Raw genomic sequence first — 19,769 nt, forward strand, 5'->3', positions numbered from 1 at the left:
AGCACCTTCTTTCGAAGGAAGCTGGGTGCTGCACGGGGAAAAGCGGCTTCATAGCCGGTAATGGCCGCTGTCGCTTCGCGCTTCGATTTTCGGAGCCTCGGATGGGTTATGACATTTTGCGATGGCAGGAGACCAATTCAGCGTGGCGATCGGAATACTAAGACATTAAGTTTATGGCTTATCCCGTTCGCACAGGTTTAACTACATTCTGCGTTTGTTCATGACGTGAGTTCCTTGCCCAGGTATAGGGGCGCCGCTTTCGATGTGGTCATCAAGGCCTACGATCCAAACTACTCCCCAGCGGCTGCGCCGCATGCCGTCCGTCGTCGCCGCAAACGTGACGGAGGCGACCCCGATGCCATTTTTGAGCTTTCGAAGGATTTCGACCGACGTGGTTTCATCCTGCGCACGCTGCGCGAGGCTGGGCGTCCGATCTCAACTGCGCAATGTGCCCAAACTTTCGCCCGCGAGACTGGATTTGGCGAAGACGACGCCAGGCTCGGCCAGATCGGCAACAGCTTTTCCCAGACCCTCGACCAGCTTGCGCGGGCGACGTTGTCGTAACGGGAGGTTACCCAGAGGTTCTTGCCCGCCGCGACAGCCGGCGTCGGGCGGGCAAGGACGAGATACGGGCGATCGTCGAACGAGACGTTCGAGACCTCATCGAGGTCGACAAGCTTGAACAGATGCCGCAGTTGTCGCGAGCTTTCGCCAGCCATGCAAGTCAACTCACGAACGTCTCGAAGCTCGGCGGTCACTCCGCCTCGATGACAAGACGGTTCGACAGAAAATGGCGGTTACGCAGCGGCCGTGTTTTGCTTTGTCTTCCTGTACTTTGTGACCTCAGGGGCGGCCCCTCAGCGTCGATGCGAAAATGGGCAAGGAGTGAACTCTGAGCAGCCCTTTGCCCGAGCCCGAGAGGCTCATGATCACGAAGATCTCGCCGGCGCGGATTCTTCCAGTCTGTCGTTTGAACGGATTTTTCGGCCGTAGGAATTCGCGGGGATGATGCACCTGGTTGCCAAAAAAACCATAATTGCTCCACCTAGATCGCACATCGACGCTCGGCATTAAGAATTGGATCAACGCTGAATGCGCATACCATACGTTTTCCTTGGTGCACTTCTTGCAATCGTACAGTCCGCAAATGCTGAAGTCGCATCACCACCTGTTTTGGCGCCGCTAAAGCAACAGGCACAAGCCGCTCAGTTGAGTGCAAACTTTCTGGCGCGCTTTAGCTACAGGCCCGTTCCACTTGACGACGCCTTGTCGGCCAGGATCATGAACCGGTTCATCAAATCGCTCGATCCGGACCGCGTGCTCTTCCTGCAAGCGGACATCGACAGGTTCATGTCTCACCGCAGCGAGATCGACGATGCCATCGAACGGGAGGACTTGAGGATCCCGTTTGAGATCTTCAACGTATATGAACGGCGCGTTGTCGACCGCATGAATTACGCGCGCAACTTGCTTAAGCAGGACTTCGATTTCGGTGCGCAGGAAGATTATTCCGCGCTGCGCGATAAAGCGCCTTGGCCGCAGTCGGAATCCGAGAGCAATGAACTTTGGCGCAAGCGCGCCAAAAGCGACTGGCTGCGGTTGAAACTGGGCGGCAAAACCGACGCGGCTGTTCGCGAAACGCTCGACAAACGTTATGCAAGCGCTCTCGAGCGCGCTTACAAGTATAAAAGCGACGACGTTTTCCAGTCGTTCATGGACGCCTATACAGCGTCTATCGACCCGCACACGGACTATTTCGGCGCGACCGCTTCGGCCGACTTCGATATCTCGATGAAGCTTTCGCTGGTTGGTATCGGTGCGGTACTGCAGGAACGCGACGACTACACGACGGTCCGTGAGCTCGTGCCTGGCGGGCCGGCGCAGTTGTCCGGCAAGCTCTCGGTCGGAGATCGCGTTACCGGCGTTGGTCAAGGCAGGGATGGGGCGATAAAAGATGTGATGGGCACACGCCTTGATGAAGTCGTGCAAATGATACGAGGGAAAAAAGGCTCCGTCGTGCGCTTGGATATCCTGCCGGCAGATGCCGGAGCAGACGGCACCCATCGCGTTGTCAGCCTGGTGCGCGATAAAATCAACCTCGAAAAGCAGGCTGCCAGGAAGGCCGTGCTGTCCGTGAAAGTGGGCGAAGCCACGCGCAAAATCGGGGTGATTACTCTGCCGGCATTTTATGAGGATTTTGAAGCCCGGCGCAAAGGAGACAAGGACTACAGAAGCGCAAGCCGCGATGTCGCCAAGCTTCTCGGCGAACTGAAGCAAGAAAAGGTCGACAGCGTTCTCATTGACGTGCGCAACAATGGCGGCGGTTCATTGAACGAGGCGATTGATTTGACCGGTCTGTTCATCGGCAATGGCCCGGTCGTTCAGCAACGCGGTAGCGACGGTAAGGTCGCGGTAAAAAGCGCTGATTTTCCCGCGCCTGTCTGGACAGGCCCGGTGGGTGTCCTGATCAATCGCGGGTCGGCGTCGGCTTCGGAGATTTTTGCCGCGGCTATCCAAGATTACGGTCGAGGCGTGATCGTCGGCGAACCCAGTTTCGGTAAGGGTACCGTTCAAACTGTTGTCAATCTTGACCAGATGGTTCGCAACAGCAAACCCGAATTCGGTGAGCTGAAAGTGACGATTGCCCAGTTTTTTCGCGTCAATGGCGGTACGACACAGCTGCGCGGCGTGACGCCTGATATCAGCTTGCCGGGATTTGCGGATCCGACGAGCTTTGGTGAGATGAGTTATGACAATGCCCTGCCGTGGACGCAGGTCGAGCCTGCGAACTATGCGCCCACCGGTAATATGATGACGTTGCTGCCGACTCTGCAAAGCCGCCATGATGCTCGGGTGCAGAGAGATCCGGACTTCCAACGCATTTTAGAGGACATTGCCGACCTGAAGGCGCAGCGCCAGAAAGGGGTTGTCTCCCTCAATGAAGCCGAACGTCGTAAAGAAGCGACTGCTCGAGAAGATCGACTCAAGTCTCGAGCGCAAGTAAGCGATGCCGAAGATCCTGGTGGAGATGATGGCCTGCAGGCAAACGAGCGCAGCCTGAGTGCTGATATTGCCATTGAAAATGCCCGCAAGAAGGCAAAAGACGTCTTGCTGGACGAGGCCGCCACCATTCTTGCCGATGAGGCGGTTTTGCAGGAAGGCGTGCTAAAGGCAGCCACAAAACAATCGGGAAACACAGACGGAAAATAGTCATGCCCGACCGGCGCTGTGGCTTACATCAGACTTGAAGAGCCCTTCTGGTGGGATGTTCGTTCAAAACGAGATTTCAACCAACGCTGAACCCGGCAAAAGGTCTTCGGTTCGATTCCCATCAAGAGCTGGATGACTCCTTTGGAGCCCGAGGCGGCCGTCGGCGTCGAAAGAAAGATCCTGAGCTTCTTTTGAAGCTCAGGATCTTGCACAGGTGGTCTGATCCGGATTGTGTTTCGGGCGCTTTGGCCTCGACGCTCAGATTCCGAGACCAGCGGCTATATTCACGGTCTCTCCGTTGATGTAGCCCGCATGTGGTCCGGCAAGGAAGCAGATGGTTTCCGCCACTTCTTCGAGGGTTGCAATGCGACGGATCGGATGCATGTTCACGGTCCGGAAGCTCACCGGCAACGTCCGCGGCCATTAGGTCCGAAAACTCCCGAATTCCGTCAATGCAGGAGGATATCGTGATGATTGCAGTGTAGTGACCACGGCTTATCGTCGTCTCGAACTGCGCAAGGCTAGTGACGGTTGCGGCCGCAAGACCCTCTGCGGTTAAAGCGGTTTCGAGCAAATTGATGGTCTGTGTATCCGGCAGGTAGATACAAATTCGCCGCAGCGACGACAAGCCAACGAGGTTAACATCGAGAGGCTCCTTCATTTCCGCAATCATAAGATCGGAAAATTAGGAGTGGCATTCGATTTTGTTTTGTTTTGTTTCGGTGTTCTAGGACGCCTTCGGACGGGCTGACCGATTAGTCGCAGTGGCAGGTCAGATACCTCTGCACACGTGTCGAGCTTGTGAGCGACAAATATATGGGACATCGGATCCCGCGTATTCGTTAGACCCGGTCTGGCCCGTTTTTCAAAGCGTATCCGGGGTATGGAGGCGCTTGTTCAGCAATATGTAGTATAGCGCGACGATCAGGATGAGACGCGAGCGACAATCTGGATGAGATTCTTATGTCGCGGTTGGAGCGAAGTTATCATGTTGATTGTCGCTGGCAAGAGTTTCATCGTGTTCTGATTGCCGCTCCGCGACAAGCTGGGAAGAGCTTTTGATTGTCGCGAATGAGGCGGGTCTGCCGCGCTGGCGTTTGGCTTCCATGGCCGAACGCCGCCGGTAGCTTTCGACATTCATCTCGAAGATTGTTGCGTGATGGACAAGTCGGTCCACCGCGGCAAGCGTCATGGCCGGGTCTGGAAAGACGCGGTTCCATTCTCCGAAGGGCTGATTGGCGGTGATCATGATGGAACGCCGCTCATATCTTGCGGAGATGAGTTCGAAGAGCACGCTCGTTTCGGCCTGGTCCTTGGTGACGTAGGCCAGGTCGTCGAGGATGAGAAGATCGAACTTGTCGAGCTTTGCGATGGCGGCTTCGAGCTGAAGCTCCCTCCGCGCGACCTGAAGCTTCTGGACGAGATCGGTCGTGCGGGTGAAGAGCACGCGCCAGCCGTTCTCGATTAGCGCGAGGCCGACGGCTGCGGCGAGATGGCTCTTTCCGCCGCCGGGCGGACCGAACATCAGGATATTGGCGCCTTTGGCGAGCCAGCTATCGCCGGCTGCAATCGCCATGACCTGGGCCTTGGAGACCATGGGAACAGCGTCGAAGGCGAAGCTGTCGAGCGTCTTTCCGGGTGGCAGGTGGGCCTCGGCGAGGTGTCTTTCGATCCTGCGATGGGCGCGTTCGGCCAATTCATGCTCGGCGATGGCCGAGAGGAAACGGGCAGCAGGCCATCCTTCCCGATCGGCCTGCTCGGCAAATTGGTGCCAGAACGTCTTGATCGTCGGCAGCCTCAGTTCGTTGAGCATGATGCCGAGGCGGGCTTCATCGACTGTGTGGATGTTGCTCTTCATGCGACCTCTCCCGCATAGGCCGTGCCGATCAGGGCTTCATAACCATTGAGCGACGCGAGTTGCACATGAACGATCGGCAACTGATCCGGGTCCGGGCTGAAGACCGCTCTCAAAGCCGCCAGATCAGGCAGTTTGTGGGCGTCGAGCGTTTTGGCAAGCTCCTCGGCCAGTTCACGCTCGCAACTGCGATCGTGAGCCAAGGCAAGCAGTTCCACGGTGATCTTGCAAGCCTGCCGCTCGGGCAGTTGCTCGATGAGCGCGTCGAAAGTCCTGCGATATTCCGGCCTGGGGAAGAGCTTGTCGCGATAGACGAGCCCCAAAAGCGCCATCGGCTTTTTGCGCAGGGAATGAATGACGTGATGATAGTTGACGACTTGATCGTGCTTGCCACTCGCATGGGCGCGGCCTCGGGGTAATGTCAGCAGATGCGTGCCGCCGATGAAGACGTCGAGGCGATCGTCGAACAGACGCACCCGCAGCCGGTGGCCAATCAGACGGGAAGGCACGGTGTAGAAGACCTTGCGCAAGGCGAAGCCGCCGGTGCTCGATACGGTGACGATGACCTCTTCGAAGTCGGTGGTGCGACGATCGGGAAGAGCTTGCAGATGCGTGCGCTCGGCATCGATGCGCTTGCCATGTGCGGCATTGCGGCGGCTGACGATCTCATCGATGAAGGCGCGATAGGATCCGAGGTCGCCAAAGTCCCTGGTTCCGCGCATCAGCAGAGCATCGCGGATCGCATTCTTGAGATGGCCGTGGGAACTTTCGATCGAGCCGTTCTCGTGCGCGACGCCCTTGTTGTTGCGCGTCGGCGTCATGCGATAATGGGCGCACAGTTCGTCGTAGCGATGCGTCAGATCGACCTTGGCGTCGGCATCGAGGTTGCGGAAGGCGGCCGATAAGCTGTCGCTGCGATGATAGAGCGGCGAACCGCCAACCGACCACAGGGCGTTCTGCAGCCCCTCGGCCAGAGCGACGAAGCTCTCTCCACCCAGGATGACATGGGCATGCTCGAAGCCCGACCAGACCAGCCGGAAGTGATAAAGCAGATGATCGAGCGATTGGCCGGCGATCGTCACGCCGAGGCTGCCCATGTCGGTAAAATCCGACAGTCCTAACCGACCGGGTTCGTGCATCTGACGGAAGATCACTTCCTGCTCCTGACCGTGAACAGCCCGCCATGATCGGATACGACGCTCAATCGTACGGCGAACACCTTCTGACAGCTCTGGATGACGCCGCAGCATCTCGTTGTAAACGGCGACCGCTCGGATGCCGGGCGCGGCCTTGAGGAGCGGAACAACCTCGGCGTCGAAGATGTGCTCAAGGGGATCGGGGCGACGCCGGTCGCGCGGCGGCTTGGTCTGCGATGGAAGACGCGCATCCTTCTCGATGCGGTAAGCCGTCGCCCGGCTGATCGACGCCTTGGCGGCAGCGACCTCAATGGGGTTGTTTTGTCGGTACTTCATAAAAAGCCTCGTCTGATGATCGGTTACATGGCGACCCGGCACAAAGGTGATTCTCCATTCTCAGAAAATCACCGACGCTACCGGGCCAACCGCGATCATGAGACGCCGAAAAATTGCGCCGCGGCGGGGGTGTAACTCCAGTCGGGCTACGCCCTCCCTTCGTCACACCCCCGCCGCCGAGTCTCATCCTGATTGACGCTGAGTCTCACCTTGTTTGTCGCCGCGCAATGTAGCAAGTCAAAGGAATGAAAGTCCCCCAGAGTCGGCGGTTCGTATCCCATCAAGAGCAGGCATTCTGTCAGGTTGAGCCCGCCACGAGGCGCGCAGGCAGAGTGCGATGTATATCCCATTGACATATCCCATCTGCCGCGATAGGAGAATGTCATTCACACGTAGCTTGGAGGGACTAAGATGGAGCAAGGAGCCGTGTTTCAGAGCAATCGTAGCCAAGCCGTTCGACTACCGAAGGCCGTCGCGCTTCCCGAGGATGTAAAGCGGGTTGATATCGTTGCAGTCGGGCGCACGAGGATTATAGCACCCGCGGGTGAAGTCTGGGACAGCTGGTTCGATGGTGAAGGTGCGACGTCCGACTTCATGAACGAACGTGATCAGCCGACCTTGCAGGAGCGCGAGGCGTTCTAGTGCTAAAGTACATGCTCGACACGAACATCTGCATTTTCACCGTGAAGAGTCGTCCGCCGCAGGTCCGCGAAGCATTCAACCGCCACCATGGTCAACTGTGCATCAGCTCAGTCACCTTGATGGAGCTGGTCTACGGTGCGGAAAAGTCGGCCAATCCAGAACGAAACCTCTCCGTAGTCGAGGGCTTTGCCGCACGGCTTGAGGTGCTTGCCTACGATCAAATGGCAGCGAGCCATACGGGCCAATTGCGTGCCGAGCTCGCGCGCGGCGGAACTCCGATCGGACCATACGACCACCTGATTGCCGGTCACGCCCGCTCGAGGGGGCTGATATTGGTCACAAGCAACCGACGTGAGTTCGATCGAGTACCTGGCCTACGCGTCGAAGACTGGACAGTTTCGGCGCCTTGAATTGGCCGCCACACTCAGTTGCGCACGCGACAAGCAATGGCCAGCTCCATAAATTGTCGCTATCGAGTGGCCTGAATAACGTGGTCATAGGTTCACATCTCATCAAGGCGTTCACCTTAAATCCTAGCGAACTCATTTCTTCGGAACGGCTTTCGGCTTCGGTTGATACAATCGCCGTTTGACGTTCGATCGCAGAGCATTGTGAAGATCCTTGTCTGCAGTAGAAAGGTCAAACCATTCCCCCTCAAAGTAGCCACCGCACCACCGAATGGTTTCGGCATATTCGGGATCTTCCTGGTTGGCGATGATCTCCAGAAACCGCTCATAACCCGACACGCCGCCGACATCCTCGGGCGGTCGGGCTCTCTCGCCAGCGACGCAGGTCCCGTGTTTGGGCGAAGCAGTGAGCGTTAAGAACTCCTCGACCGTGACGGTGTGCCGCCAGCCATCCCCGAAATCATAGTGGTAGCTGAAGACAGCACCTTGCTCGAAGTCCAGCAAGCGAACCTCTCTCTGATCGAAGACCCGAGGATCGTCGTCGGTCGCATCCTCCGTCAGGATCTCGACGTCCCCATACCGCAGGCCACCGATCCGGAACTCATAGAGATGATAGTTCCACCAGTTGAATGCGGCCTGAATTCCGAGATGCAGATGCTCCAGATTCCATTGGACCGGCAGGACCAGACGGCGCCAGACGTCCGGCTTGATCTCATCGATGGAAACTCTGATCTGTACAGCGTTTGCGGCTTTGAACATTGTCCGAATGAACTGGGTTGGTGGAAGATCGTCAAGGCGGTCGCTCGCGCAACATGCCAGGATATTTTGCGGCGTCGTGTGTTCGTCTCACATCAAGAGCTTCGTCCAGCAATATCAAACGAACTTGGGGGCACCCGAATACGGTGGCTGATGGCCAACCTCTGACAACCCGGCAGTTCTCCCAAGCTGTCCTATACCGCGACTGAGATTCAAGCTCGGATGGCAAGCGACCTCAACCGACGAGATCCTTGATCGTTGCAATAGGCAGGAACATTCGCATCGGCATAGAGGGAAAGGGCTGAAACCCGTATCCGATGTAGAGCTCCTTGCGCTGCTGCGTTTTTCCGGGGTCTCCGCAATCGGGTACATCCAGGACGCCGACGGCCGTGCCGATCTGCTCCGCAATCCGGGCTATCCGTTGGAGGCAATCGGCAAGAAGAATGCCGCCGTATCCACCGCCTCTAAATCGCTCGTCGTGACCGATCATGGAGATGTACGCGGCAGGGATCGCGCCGTGCTCCGGACGATTGCGGGCGAATTTTTCCGGTAGTTCGTCGTAATTGATCGAATGAGCGTTGATCGCGTAGAAGCCGATGATCGACTTCTCGTCCTCCGCCGTCAGCACCCAAACACGAAGATTATCTGCCTTCGTGAGCTTGTTGGCCGTCTTCTTGATAAAGTTATCGACTTGTCTAACGCCACACGAAAAAGCCGCCCGATCGTGTTTGGAAGGATCGAGCGGCTCGATGAGGAGTTTTGGCTTTACGTCTTCTGCCATTACTTGGAAACGACAGTCTCGCGATGACGCCTGAAAGCGTCCTTCAGGCTGTTCGTCGGCGCAGGCGGATTGTCGAGAGCCTTGAAAAATGCCGTGTGATCAACAGCATTAAGACCGGTCGCTTCGTGGGCCGCGATTGTTTCGATTGCAGACTTGTAGGCTGCATTGATCGTAAAGGCGGAATCGTCCATGCCAGAAAGCGCAGCCGCCCGGTGAATGGCATCCTTGATACGAGGCTTCGTACGGAAATTCATCCGCGCGTTGCTCGGCTCATCGATATCGAGAGTGATGTCTTTGAAAGCAAGCATAGTCGCCTCCTGCACTAGAAATTAGACAGCTTTGTACGCCTCATCGACGTACACGTCAAGCCTAATCGTATGCGTACGTCCGTGCGACGTACACGGTGGAAACCATGAGGTGCGGCGAGAAGACCTTGCAGCGCGAATGGAGGTCCGCCCTTGGTGCATTTGAAACATCAACCTTTTGCTAACACGCGTGGGTCGACGGTTCGATCCCCATCAAGAGCACCAGACGGGTGGGGCCATGCCGTACCGATTGCTGCGAGTCTTTCTCGCAACACCTGAGCGGGAACCGTAATCTTCGACGGATTTGGCTGGATTAGAGCTTTTCAGTTACGGTATCGTATGACTGCAAAGCGATTTGCACGAGCGGGACCGCTAGGAAAGCAGGTCCGCATCTCCTGAAGCAGGACCTTGATGAACGCGGATATGATAGCCGCCTGGGCGGTGGAGAACGGATTTCATGCGATCGATTCGCGGAATTATCGTCGCCATGACAATACAGGCGTGATCACCATCGAGATAAAGAGGATGTCATTCCTCCTCATCGATGAGAGGCAAGGATTGCGACCGCGCCTCGTATCGCGGTTGTTCAAAGACATATCCCTCACAAGCGGGAGCGGCCGCTTGCAGGGTCTTCTTCTTGACCGCAATCCCAATCATTGAGTTCTGACGCGGTGACCGCAGCCCAGCCAGTTCACCAAGGCGGCGGATCGTGGCTAACGCCGATGAGCACCGTCGCAAGCGCTCAAAACTTTCAATATTTCTTCTTGCGAACGATCTTGTTGCCACGTGGTCCACTCACGACCGGTGTTCGGTCGCGGTTTTCTGCGAGCAGGTTCCGCCAGCGTTCCACGCGATCGGCAACCAGGGCACCGCTTGCGACAGCTGCCTGGACGGCGCAGCCCGGTTCATGGGCGTGGGTGCAATCGCGAAAGCGGCATAGCGGCGCCAGTTCGATTATTTCAGCAAAGAGGGTGTCTATACCGTCGACAACATCACTCACGTAAAGCGTTCTTATTCCCGGTGTATCGATGACCCAGCCGCCGCCTGAAATTGCATGCAGCGATCGCGCCGTGGTTGTGTGTCGGCCTTGCGCGTCGTATTGGCGGATGGTGCCTGTTTTTTGCTTTGTGTCAGATTCAGGCCCGGTCATTGTGTTCACAAGCGTCGATTTTCCGACACCGGAGGATCCCACCAGCGCAACCGTCTGGCCGATGCCGCACCAGGGCCTCAACAGGGACACGGCGTCCGCGGAACGCCCATTCAAGGCAATGACAGGCAGGTCCCGTTGCAAAGCCTCAGCTTGCCCCTGGAACAGGCCAGCATCTTCGGCGGTGTCAGCCTTCGTCAGCACAATTACGGGATTGCTTCCGGCCTGGTTGGCCATGATCAGGTAACGTTCCAGCCGAGCAAGATTAAAATCGGCGTTGCACGAGGTCACGATCAACAGGGTGTCGACGTTGGCGGCAACAAGTTGCTGGCCACGCCCCCCTTCCGTGCGTCGTTGAAAGACGCTTTTTCGGTCGAGACGGCTCATAAGCATGTCGGTCAGCGGATCCGCAAGAACCCAGTCGCCCACCGCGAAGTCAGCAGTATTGGTATTGGCTGGAAGTTCCAGTCCGACCGGCCCGGTAACATCGATCGCCTCGATGCGTGCCCGGTGAACTGAAGCGACGCGTCTGGGGATCAGGTCCGCTTCGCCGGGTTGGACCTGGTCAAATCTTGATCCGCATCCGGTAAGGTTGCCATAACGGGTTTCTCAATGATTTTTCGCGGCTTCTCGCCTAGCGGCGTGAATGATCCCGCTTTGGCAAAGAGGTGGCGTAAGCAGCAGCCTCGCCGGGACAGGGGAAATTATCCCCGCGCTGACGGTCACCATCGTAGACTTTGAAGGTAGGCCCATCAACTTCAACGATCTTATAACCATTCACGTATTCGATCTTCGGTGTTTTCCAGCCCATCAAAAGCTCTCCAGTCCGGTCCGAGGTTTCTCTCTGAAGATGATGCTCGACAGCTCATACTCAGCAGGCTGTGATCTATCACTTGCTTACGCAAAATGCGATTAGCCAACGCCGGTTCGATCCCGTTCACATCAGGATTTTTGTCAATGGTTCATTCACGTGGTATCGAATTGCTCCTTCGTAAGTGGATCCACGGTCTGAGCCCATAGCATTTACCGGCCCGTCCCGGGCCTGTACAATCTCACATCCGGTCGCCGCTTGTTACGGCTGCATCACCAACCTGCTTTCGACGGGAACGGGTTCAGGAGAACGGGACCAAACTCAAGATCGGCAGCTAAAGGCAAAAGGATTCCCGGTCCGTTCACCTGGATCCGTCAGGACTGATCAGGCCCTTTAGAAACTGTGTTTCTCAGCGGTTGTTGGCTCAGGCGACTCTCATGATTGCGCCTTCGATCACGACGCCGGAGTTCACATACTTCCAGAGTGCGACGAGCAGCTTGCGGGCCAGCGCCACGATCATCGGTCTTTTGACGGCCGGCGTTGCGTGCGCCGCGCTCTTTGAACCATTACGTTAACGTCGATTTCGGTTGATGCCGCGCAACCATAGCCAGGGGAGTTCGACCATTGTCGCTCGCAGTCCGGATTGCCCGCCCTCGAGACACCTGGCTCGCGATTGATGTTGCCGCTTTGCCAAGCGATTACTCACACGCTCTTTCGGAGCGCTGCCCTCTCAATGTCTTGCTCGATCTCGCGCAGGTTGTCTCAACGCTTCTTACGCTGCCTGCCGGCATCCATGCCACGGCGATTGCTCCGGGACGACTGGCGGACGTATTCGCGAGGGCGGGTCGGCTGCCGTTTGAGCTGCGGTGGGCGTCACCGCCGACACCTTTGCAGATGGTCTGGCACCATCGGACACGAGCCGGCGCATTCCCGGCTACGGTCGAAGCTCCAAGACGCAGCCCAGACGATGGAGATGGTCACGCGGTAGAAGACGGCGAACCTGCGCAGCCAAAACTATCGGTTGACTTCCTCGCCCATGTCGCTATTGATGGTTTATCGATCTTTTGCTTGCCGAGCTTTGTCTACCGCGCGATTGGCACCGCGCTCTAAACGAACTTCCTTTCAAAATAGTCGTTACCACCGTCCGCAAAGCGTCGCTTCCGCGGTTCCTCACTCTATGCTTTGAAAGGGTTCATCATGACCACTGGCACAGTAAAATGGTTCAATTCCACCAAAGGCTTCGGCTTTATCCAGCCTGATAACGGCGGCGCAGACGCTTTCGTGCATATCTCGGCTGTCGAACGCGCTGGTATGCGCGAAATCGTCGAAGGCCAGAAGATCGGCTACGACCTTGAGCGCGACATGAAGTCGGGCAAAATGTCGGCCTGCAATCTGCAGTCCGCTTAATTGATATCTGCTTCCCTTTGACCACGGATGTACTGGCACTGCCGGAAGCGCATATTCAATCGAGGCCAGGCATCTTGCCTGGCTTTTTTCGTTCCGGGTCACCGGTCGAAGCCGTCAGGAGTTTCAATGACTGAAACATATAGTAGATCCCGCCAACAGGCTGAAATCGCATTCGGCAACGTCCAGATGCAGTTCTTTGCGAAGAATAACGCAGTTGGTGAGCTCGAATCTGAGGCCGAGCGCCGAGATGCCAAGACGGCCAGGCTGCGAGAGGCTCGTCTGGCGAAGGAACTGGCCGACCGAACCTCAGCAACTTCTGCCCTCCTCGCCAAACGGGCCAAAACGCGCTGATCACTGCGCCAACACCGATTATCAGGATAAAGATTTGAAGAACGCTAGAAACAATCAGCTCTCTGACCGACGAGCCGCATCCGCAGACGCCAAGACTTCTCTGCTCAACGCCTACCGTGCAGCAAAAACCGGGGCGGAACCTGCTAGAATGGCAAGGCAGGCAGAACGCACGGCTATTGTCTCGGCTCGCGAGGAACGACGCGGAACGCGAGCCCTGAAGCACGGGGAGCGCGTGCGCGTTGAGACCCAGGCGGCAGAGCAGCGAGCAGCCGCGGAGGCCGAAGCGCTGGCTGAAACTGAAGCCCGCGAGGGCGCCGAAAAGGCCCGTATAGCGCGCGTGATCGAAGATGAGGCGGCGCGAAAGGCCGAGCGCGACCGGCGCTACGCCAACCGCAAGGCGCGACAAGCTTAGCCTCCGGCATCGGTTGTCGGCACCCCGATTCCGCAGCGTGACAACGTCATGCTGAGGTTCGCTTACACCTAGGAGCCTCCATGGCACCGGATACGAACGAACTCCAGTCGATCAACACGTCCTGGCAAATCGCGATCCAGGAAATCCTGCGCATGGTCATCCGTGACATGTACCATGCCGGCGGCGAGGCTACCTTCAAGGCGCATATCAAACGCATCGAAGAAGCAGCCGTCGATAGCATCTATACGGACCTGAGGCTCCGGGGCACGGATGAATGGACGGAAGTGCTCGTCAAGGAAAGGGCGAGCAATTTCGTGACCACGCTGCTGACGTCATTCACCTACGACCGAGCTTGACCCTGCTGTCGAGCGGGACTGAACAACCTCACTCAGTTCTCAGCGCCCTCGCGTCTGATGGACCACGGAAACGGGTTCAACGGCGTGAGATCAACAGGTGGATTGTCGCTCTTTGACGCGTCTTCGATAGGCAGACGGCGGTGCAGAACATCGCGAAGAGCCTGTCCTGGGGGTGATCGCCGGCGATCTTAAGAAAATTGCCCACCTCGCTCCGTTCCTCCAGGTTCGGGGTTGGCGCGGTGCATGACGATGTGTTCCCCGGTAGCCTCATCCTGCTCGAGAAATCATCTGCCGCCTGCGCGGCGACAATCAAGGTGAGATTCGTCTTATCCTGATCGCCGCGCCATATGCCGCCATTCGCGCTTGCGAAAACCTGTGTCTGAATCCCGGGCATTTTTCTACTCCTCGCGTGTCGACAGCGCGGAGCGCGCGCATGTCGGCCTCCAAGCTGACCTCTGCCGTGGACGTCATCGGGCGCCATTGATTGCCAGCCAAAGCGCCTCGCCGCTTTTCTCCCGAAAATGTGCGGGCCGCGGACGTAGGTGACCATGCTGGTGATCGTCGCCGGAGTTTTCACTATTACCAGCAAGTCGCTCTGCCTTGTACGTTAGCACCTGCTGCGTCGAAACCGGAAGGAGCCGCCCGCCGCGTCTCCCCGGCCGATTAAAAGAACTCGGTGCTGTTTGCAGCCGGTCTCAGGCCGGGACAGGGACGCTGCTCCAAAGTAACCGGTCGTCGAGTCTCGTCACGGGTCATATTGACGGGCGCGGCCAGACACGGGCCAGTACTCAAGTTTACGACCATGGTCGCCACCGATGCTTGCGCCAATGATGGGTATTTGCGGTAGCGTCGCCTTAACTTGGGTCGGACACAGGATGGCCACGATGGGGCCGGTTTATGCTGCGGTCGACAGGGTGATTTCGCGCCACGTGTTCATGGCGGCGTTTCGCAGTTTGCGATGTTCAGTAGTGCTCTTCGGGCTGCGAAGAAGATGGAAAAGGTTGGCGATCGGGCCATGGATGGAGACGAAGCGCTGGCATTGTCGTGCCGACTTGAACGCATCCTGCCTCGCTCTCGTCGTCGATTGGGTATTCCCTCGCGCGGGGGGCGTCGATTGAAATCGACGATTGTCGATCAATTCCGGCGTGTAGGTCCCATTGTCTTCATTCCTCAGAGAGCTCCCGTAGAACCCTTAGCGCATCCTTCAAAACGGCATCAGGCACCTGCCCGAGATGCTTCACCAGGCGGCGCTTCTCAAGGGCGCGCGTCTGCTTTAGCAGGATGAGGCCGGCCACCCCCTGAAACGACACAGAGACTCTGAAACCGGCCGGACGGCTTCCTGATGTCATCGGCGCGGCGATGACGGTACGCAGATGATCATGGATCTCAGGGGGCAAAACGATCAGGCAGGGCCTGGTCTTCTGGATCTCACATGCCAACCGTTGGATCAAGCGCGGCAAGCCACACATCACCGCGCTTTACCATGCGATCGTCTCGTCCTCGTCATTGCCGAACTCGGGCCAGACCAGACCATCGTCGCGCTCAGCAGCAAGACGCTGCGCGTCCGCGGCCCAGCCTTTCCGCATAGGTCGTGCCACGCGCTCGATCACGATCCTGCCGTTTTCGACGCGCAGATCGACATCGTCGCCGGCTTGCGCGCCTAGCTCGGAAAGCAAAGGCTTGGGAATTATCACGCCGGCAGAATTGCCGAACTTCTTGACTGCGCTCAACATCAGCGACTCCTTCAGGATGATCAACCTATAAGTATCGGCAGAAGCGTTACAACAATGTTAGTACAATCTGAGGGCGCTCATCTCACGCAAATAGCGCTTTGAAGAAGCAACATCAGGGGCCGTCCACGTTATAAGGTGGATTTGCCCAATGCCATCGAGCTACTTGGACCAGAGATCGCAACAACAAAATGGCATAAACAGGCGTTATGCCGTGAATTTGGGTTTATCAGGCACTTAGCTTATCTGAGTTAAGGCGCCGCCGGTTCAGATCGCCTTCAAGGCGAGCATATCTCCCGGTTGCGGAAGGATGGTCACGCAAGTGCGCGGAAACCGGTCAGGGTTCCGGACGCTTAGCAAGCCAGCGAAATAGAGCGTGGTCTGGATGAAGAGAACAAAAGTTGTCGTTATCGCGCGCTTTCTGACAGGCCGAGCAATCAGAGAGAAACAAAAGATTTCAGCAACGGCAATCCCAAACGCCTGACAATCGGCCCTATCGCGCTGAGATCGCCTTCCCGGCCCTGTCCATGCTTGAAAAACGGGCGCATCGACGAGGGCGTTTTGTTGCTGAAGCATTCACGAGCGATGATGGGTCGGCCGGTTCGCCGCACCCGACCATGCCAAGGCTACATCTAGCATAGTGCAGGACGTATCAGGCCAAGATGGTCACGCAAGGTTGAGTCGCTGTATTCAGTGCGGAATAGGCCGCGTTCCTGCAGGACCGGTACGACCAAATGCGTGAAGTCTTCGAGGCCGTCCGGGAAGAACGGCGGCATGACGTTGAAACCGTCGGCGGCACGTCCCTCGAACCATTGCTCCATTCGATCGGCAATCTCAACCGGCGTGCCGAGCATGATGTGATGGCCGCGGCCGGCCGCAACACGCAATGCCAGCTGGCGGATGGTCAGGTTCTCGCGCCGCGCGAGCGCTGTCAGAAGGTCGGCGCGGCTACGCAACTGGTCGGAAATCGGCAGGTGCGGGAGCGGGCCATCTAGGTCGTAGTCGGCAAGGGGATGACCGATCCGTTCTTCCAGCAGCGGCATGGCGCTCTTCAGTTCCGTCCACTGGTCGAGTTCGGCCAGCTTGTCCGCAGCTTCCTTGACCGTGCGCCCGATCACCGGCAGGAAACCTGGCATCACCGCGACGTCGTCAGCCCGCCGACCAGCACGTACGACGCGTTCCTTCAGGCTCTTATAAAAGGCCCGCGCCTCCCACCCTGCAGGAACAGGCCCAGGTGGATTTGTCTTTTAGTGCTCATGGCAAGGATCTTTCGTCAATTCGGTTTAAACCACGTTCTGGTTCAACAGCGCCAGAAGCTGGCGAAGATCGTCGGCGCTGCTCATGCGGCGGATGAGTAGAGGAATATCGGCAAAGGCAGGATTGCGGTTGGTTGCGTCGCGAAACTTCTCGGTCGGATCCGTAACGCCGGGCAGACCATCGAAGCGCCGCGTGATCGCGCTGCCGTCGCGTAGCGCAATATCGAGGATCACGAAACGGGTCTTTGGGTCGCTCGACATGCGCGGCGCGCTATCGTCGTGGCGACGGCTGGCGCGTTCGGCGGTCGCCATCAAGCGCGGCTCCACCGGCCGCTCGTCAAAATGGTCGAGCCGAAGCCCGCCATCGATCAGGGCAGCGGAAAAGACGTATTCCGGGCTGAAGCGGGCCTCGATGCCATTGTTCGGCGTGCTCACCACCAGTGCGGCATCGGCGCCGGGTGGATAGGTGAATGTGATCGTTTCGATCTCATCCGCGCGAAGACCGGCCCGGTGTAGTCGATGCCGAGTGAAGCGACGGGATGGCCGGCTGTGCAACAGGGGTAAGCCTTCAGCGTCAGGCCGGGCGAAACGATCTGCCACGGTACGCCCCAGTCTTGCGTTACGGCAGAGAGACGTTCCGGGCCAAAAGCATAAGCCGCGTGGAAGCCGATCTGATTGTCGAGGAAATCCGGTGCGCCGCCAAAGTCCGCCGCCGCCAGCCGAGCAGAGAGGAACCCGGATCGCGCCGCCATGCCGGCATGATAGGGTTTGGCGTCATAACCGAACTGCAACCGCAGACCCGACGATTGCGTCGCCGCCAGGCCGAGCGCGACGCTTCGCGCTGCCAGTCCCACGTGTTACTCGAACTTGGGCGCAGGCCAGGGAGATGACGCGGGTTACTCTCGGGAAGAGCCGGGTGCGGGAAATCCGCCCGCCCGGATCTGCGAGGGCGAAGCCGAATGGCATAGCTACTCGACCACGATCTACGCGATCGAGTGCGTGGTGCGTCATGTGTGGTGAATAAACCTGCCCGGGCCGTACCTCCGTGTCCAAAGTGATCGAGTTTGACAAACTTTGCCAAGTTGAGCCAACTTCCGCGCAATATGGAGCTCGAATGGGTACGATGAGCATCTTTACCGGACCCAATGAAAGAGTGGGTCGAGGCGCAAGCGATGACCGGGCTATATTCCAATGCTGGTGACTATGTGCGCGACCTGATTGGGAGGGACCAAGCGCGCAGTGATAAGATTCCCGCCATGCAACGTTTCGACGATGACGGTCTCAAAAGTGGTGCTGGCGGCCGGTCGACGGACGAACCCTTTGCCGCGGCAGTCGCGCGCGCGGAAACGTAGCAAGAACGTCTCGAACGTTATGGGAACCATGAGGTAGAAGTCCAACGATGGCTCCACGATCGGATTGTAAATTCCACGTCTCGTAAAAGTCGTCTGGTCATATGCGGCGTCTTTGCTCGTAGCCTTTACGGTCTTAACAAAAAAAGCGGCCCGATCAGGGAGCCTGTCGTCCGTCGACCGAGAGGTTGGCGACTCGGCCGAGACAGCACGAGAAGCGGAACACGCGGCCGTGGGCCACTCGGTTCCGCTTCTCGTGCCGACTACGTTATTGAGGCTTTGTGGTGGCTCAGCCGTCGAGATAGCGTTCGGTCAAGCGTGCCCACATCGCAGCACCGACCGTCAGGGATTTGTCGGCAAAGTCGTATTTCGCACTGTGCAGGATCGCGGATTCCACACCGTTGCCGAGCCGCAGGAAGCTGCCGGGCTTGTGCTCGAGGAAATGCGAGAAGTCCTCACTGCCGGGGATGAGGTTGCACAAGGCCACCTTCTCTGGACCGACGAGTTCCTCGGCGACCGTGCGGGCGAATTCGGTTTCCGCTTCCGAATTGACAACCACGGGGTGTCCGTGGGCGTATTCGATTTCCGTGGTTGCGCCGTAACCATCGGCAATCGTTTCGGCGAGCCTGCGGATCCTGGCCTCTAACGTCTCGCGCACCTTTGGGTCGAATGATCGGATGCTGAGCAGTAGTTTTGCGCTTTCGGGGATGACGTTTGCGGCTTCGCCGGCATGGATCGCCCCGACCGTGACGACGGCGGTCTGCGTCGGATCGATGCTGCGGGAGACGACCGATTGCAGGCTGACGACGAGGTTGCACGCAACGACCACCGGATCCACGGTGAGATGCGGGCGCGAGGCGTGGCCACCTTTGCCCTTGATGATGATCTCGGCGCTGTCGGCAGCTGCCATCAGCGGTCCCGAGCGTATCAGCCAGGCGCCCTCGGGCGCGCCGGGATGATTGTGCAGACCGAAGATAACGTCGAAGGGAAAGCGTTCGAACAGCCCGTCGGCGATCATCGCGGGCGCGCCACTCAGCGCACCCGCTTCTTCGGCCGGTTGGAAAATGAGACTGACGGTACCATTGAAGCGGCGCGTGCGGGCCAGATATTCGGCCGCACCGAGAAGTATCGTCGTGTGGCCGTCATGTCCGCACGCATGCATCTTGCCGGTAACCGTGCTGGCATAGGGGCGGCCGGTCTCCTCGGTGATCGGCAGGGCGTCCATGTCTGCGCGGATGGCAATGCTCTTTTTTCCGGCGCCGACCGTCATACGCGCAACCACGCCATGGCCGCCGACGTTGCGGGTCACCTCATAGCCCCAGGATTCGAGCTTTTCGGCAACGAAACGCGCGGTCTCGGCCTCTTCGAAGGAGAGCTCGGGATGGGCGTGGAGATGCCGGCGGATGGCCGTCAACTCTGCTTCCATCGGTTCGAAATCGGAGAGGCGGGCAAAATCATTGTCGAGGGGCATGGCAGTTCCAGTTTCACGGGCGCGGTATCGCCGGCCGGCTTACGGTAAAGC

Annotated in this window: 19 protein-coding genes and 8 pseudogenes; 10 read left to right on the forward strand and 17 right to left on the reverse strand. The window is 58.1% G+C overall.

Annotated elements, in window-relative coordinates:
• Window positions 1-234: 234 nt before the first annotated feature.
• Complete coding sequence (locus WGT02_RS23690) at window positions 235-564, forward strand: hypothetical protein (RefSeq protein WP_208247050.1); 330 nt, start codon at window positions 235-237, stop codon at window positions 562-564.
• Between the two features lie 528 nt (window positions 565-1,092).
• Window positions 1,093-3,210 (forward strand): carboxy terminal-processing peptidase, encoded by a 2,118-nt coding sequence (locus tag WGT02_RS23695; protein WP_208247052.1) that lies wholly within the window; start codon window positions 1,093-1,095, stop codon window positions 3,208-3,210.
• Between the two features lie 258 nt (window positions 3,211-3,468).
• On the opposite strand, the gene WGT02_RS23700 is transcribed toward WGT02_RS23695, so the two are convergent.
• From WGT02_RS23700 to istA, 3 genes are all read right to left on the reverse strand, one after another.
• Complete coding sequence (locus WGT02_RS23700) at window positions 3,469-3,594, reverse strand: SDR family oxidoreductase (protein ID WP_082321328.1); 126 nt, start codon at window positions 3,592-3,594, stop codon at window positions 3,469-3,471.
• A gap of 577 nt (window positions 3,595-4,171) precedes the next feature.
• Window positions 4,172-5,068 carry an IS21-like element helper ATPase IstB gene (gene istB / locus WGT02_RS23705; RefSeq protein WP_208245168.1) on the reverse strand — a complete coding sequence of 299 codons (897 nt, stop codon included), beginning with the start codon at window positions 5,066-5,068 and terminating at the stop codon, window positions 4,172-4,174.
• On the reverse strand, window positions 5,065-6,537 hold the full coding sequence (istA, locus tag WGT02_RS23710; RefSeq protein ID WP_208245170.1) for an IS21 family transposase: 1,473 nt from the start codon (window positions 6,535-6,537) through the stop codon (window positions 5,065-5,067). Before istA ends, istB begins: the two co-directional genes overlap by 4 nt.
• 411 nt (window positions 6,538-6,948) lie before the next feature.
• Between istA and vapB the strand changes: the two genes are divergently transcribed.
• Together vapB and vapC are read left to right on the forward strand one after the other, a co-directional pair.
• Window positions 6,949-7,179, forward strand: a complete 231-nt coding sequence (gene vapB, locus WGT02_RS23715) for a type II toxin-antitoxin system VapB family antitoxin (protein ID WP_024316022.1) — start codon at window positions 6,949-6,951, stop codon at window positions 7,177-7,179.
• Window positions 7,179-7,589, forward strand: coding sequence for a tRNA(fMet)-specific endonuclease VapC (gene vapC, locus WGT02_RS23720; protein WP_208247054.1), 411 nt, complete (start codon window positions 7,179-7,181; stop codon window positions 7,587-7,589). Before vapB ends, vapC begins: the two co-directional genes overlap by 1 nt.
• 132 nt (window positions 7,590-7,721) lie before the next feature.
• Here vapC and WGT02_RS23725 read toward each other — a convergent pair whose 3' ends face one another.
• From WGT02_RS23725 to WGT02_RS23735, 3 genes are all read right to left on the reverse strand, one after another.
• Window positions 7,722-8,345 (reverse strand): plasmid pRiA4b ORF-3 family protein, encoded by a 624-nt coding sequence (locus WGT02_RS23725; RefSeq protein ID WP_024316024.1) that lies wholly within the window; start codon window positions 8,343-8,345, stop codon window positions 7,722-7,724.
• Window positions 8,346-8,577: 232 nt separating this feature from the next.
• Complete coding sequence (locus tag WGT02_RS23730; RefSeq protein ID WP_024316025.1) at window positions 8,578-9,123, reverse strand: GNAT family N-acetyltransferase; 546 nt, start codon at window positions 9,121-9,123, stop codon at window positions 8,578-8,580.
• Window positions 9,123-9,431 (reverse strand): DUF1778 domain-containing protein, encoded by a 309-nt coding sequence (locus WGT02_RS23735; protein ID WP_024316026.1) that lies wholly within the window; start codon window positions 9,429-9,431, stop codon window positions 9,123-9,125. The genes WGT02_RS23730 and WGT02_RS23735 overlap by 1 nt, the downstream gene beginning before the upstream one ends.
• Window positions 9,432-9,839: 408 nt before the next feature.
• On the opposite strand from WGT02_RS23735, the gene WGT02_RS23740 reads away from it, so the two are divergent.
• Window positions 9,840-10,088, forward strand: coding sequence for a hypothetical protein (locus WGT02_RS23740; protein WP_024316027.1), 249 nt, complete (start codon window positions 9,840-9,842; stop codon window positions 10,086-10,088).
• A 91-nt stretch (window positions 10,089-10,179) separates the two neighbouring features.
• Here WGT02_RS23740 and rsgA read toward each other — a convergent pair.
• The 3 genes and pseudogenes from rsgA to WGT02_RS23755 form a co-directional block, all read right to left on the reverse strand.
• A pseudogene (gene rsgA / locus WGT02_RS23745) lies at window positions 10,180-11,142 on the reverse strand (ribosome small subunit-dependent GTPase A); the annotation flags it as partial.
• A gap of 67 nt (window positions 11,143-11,209) precedes the next feature.
• Window positions 11,210-11,386 carry a hypothetical protein gene (locus WGT02_RS23750; protein ID WP_208247056.1) on the reverse strand — a complete coding sequence of 59 codons (177 nt, stop codon included), beginning with the start codon at window positions 11,384-11,386 and terminating at the stop codon, window positions 11,210-11,212.
• 424 nt (window positions 11,387-11,810) lie between these two features.
• Window positions 11,811-12,079 (reverse strand): annotated as a pseudogene (locus WGT02_RS23755) (IS110 family transposase); the annotation flags it as partial.
• Window positions 12,080-12,583: 504 nt separating this feature from the next.
• Here WGT02_RS23755 and WGT02_RS23760 point away from each other — a divergent pair.
• The 4 genes from WGT02_RS23760 (at window position 12,584) to WGT02_RS23775 (ending at window position 13,912) form a co-directional block, all read left to right on the forward strand.
• Window positions 12,584-12,793 carry a cold-shock protein gene (locus tag WGT02_RS23760; protein ID WP_003567907.1) on the forward strand — a complete coding sequence of 70 codons (210 nt, stop codon included), beginning with the start codon at window positions 12,584-12,586 and terminating at the stop codon, window positions 12,791-12,793.
• Window positions 12,794-12,919: 126 nt separating this feature from the next.
• Window positions 12,920-13,144, forward strand: a complete 225-nt coding sequence (locus tag WGT02_RS23765) for a hypothetical protein (protein ID WP_208247058.1) — start codon at window positions 12,920-12,922, stop codon at window positions 13,142-13,144.
• A 34-nt stretch (window positions 13,145-13,178) separates the two neighbouring features.
• Window positions 13,179-13,556 (forward strand): DUF6481 family protein, encoded by a 378-nt coding sequence (locus WGT02_RS23770; protein WP_208247061.1) that lies wholly within the window; start codon window positions 13,179-13,181, stop codon window positions 13,554-13,556.
• Between the two features lie 80 nt (window positions 13,557-13,636).
• A complete protein-coding gene (locus tag WGT02_RS23775) occupies window positions 13,637-13,912 on the forward strand; it encodes a hypothetical protein (protein WP_024316032.1) in 276 nt (91 codons plus the stop codon).
• A 663-nt stretch (window positions 13,913-14,575) separates the two neighbouring features.
• Here the strand turns inward: WGT02_RS23775 and WGT02_RS23780 are convergent.
• From WGT02_RS23780 to WGT02_RS23805, 6 genes and pseudogenes are all read right to left on the reverse strand, one after another.
• A pseudogene (locus WGT02_RS23780) lies at window positions 14,576-14,750 on the reverse strand (chemotaxis protein CheD); the annotation flags it as partial.
• 57 nt (window positions 14,751-14,807) lie between these two features.
• Window positions 14,808-15,004, reverse strand: a pseudogene (locus WGT02_RS23785) (IS6 family transposase); the annotation flags it as partial.
• Between the two features lie 71 nt (window positions 15,005-15,075).
• Window positions 15,076-15,397: pseudogene (locus WGT02_RS23790) on the reverse strand (type II toxin-antitoxin system PemK/MazF family toxin).
• Entirely contained in the window at window positions 15,391-15,645 is a 255-nt protein-coding gene (locus WGT02_RS23795; RefSeq protein ID WP_024316035.1) for an AbrB/MazE/SpoVT family DNA-binding domain-containing protein, read from the reverse strand. Before WGT02_RS23795 ends, WGT02_RS23790 begins: the two are co-directional and overlap by 7 nt.
• 629 nt (window positions 15,646-16,274) lie before the next feature.
• Window positions 16,275-16,853 (reverse strand): annotated as a pseudogene (locus tag WGT02_RS23800) (nitrilotriacetate monooxygenase); the annotation flags it as partial.
• 72 nt (window positions 16,854-16,925) lie between these two features.
• Window positions 16,926-17,734, reverse strand: a pseudogene (locus WGT02_RS23805) (MmgE/PrpD family protein); the annotation flags it as partial.
• A 309-nt stretch (window positions 17,735-18,043) separates the two neighbouring features.
• On the opposite strand from WGT02_RS23805, the gene WGT02_RS23810 reads away from it, so the two are divergent.
• Window positions 18,044-18,250 carry a type II toxin-antitoxin system ParD family antitoxin gene (locus WGT02_RS23810; RefSeq protein ID WP_208247063.1) on the forward strand — a complete coding sequence of 69 codons (207 nt, stop codon included), beginning with the start codon at window positions 18,044-18,046 and terminating at the stop codon, window positions 18,248-18,250.
• Here WGT02_RS23810 and WGT02_RS23815 read toward each other — a convergent pair.
• A pseudogene (locus tag WGT02_RS23815) lies at window positions 18,246-18,406 on the reverse strand (hypothetical protein); the annotation flags it as partial. The gene WGT02_RS23810 and the pseudogene WGT02_RS23815 overlap by 5 nt on opposite strands.
• A 130-nt stretch (window positions 18,407-18,536) precedes the next feature.
• Complete coding sequence (locus tag WGT02_RS23820) at window positions 18,537-19,718, reverse strand: M20 aminoacylase family protein (protein ID WP_208247065.1); 1,182 nt, start codon at window positions 19,716-19,718, stop codon at window positions 18,537-18,539.
• Window positions 19,719-19,769 lie beyond the last annotated feature (51 nt).

This window comes from Rhizobium sp. T1470 (assembly GCF_042140505.1).
GTDB lineage: Bacteria > Pseudomonadota > Alphaproteobacteria > Rhizobiales > Rhizobiaceae > Rhizobium > Rhizobium favelukesii.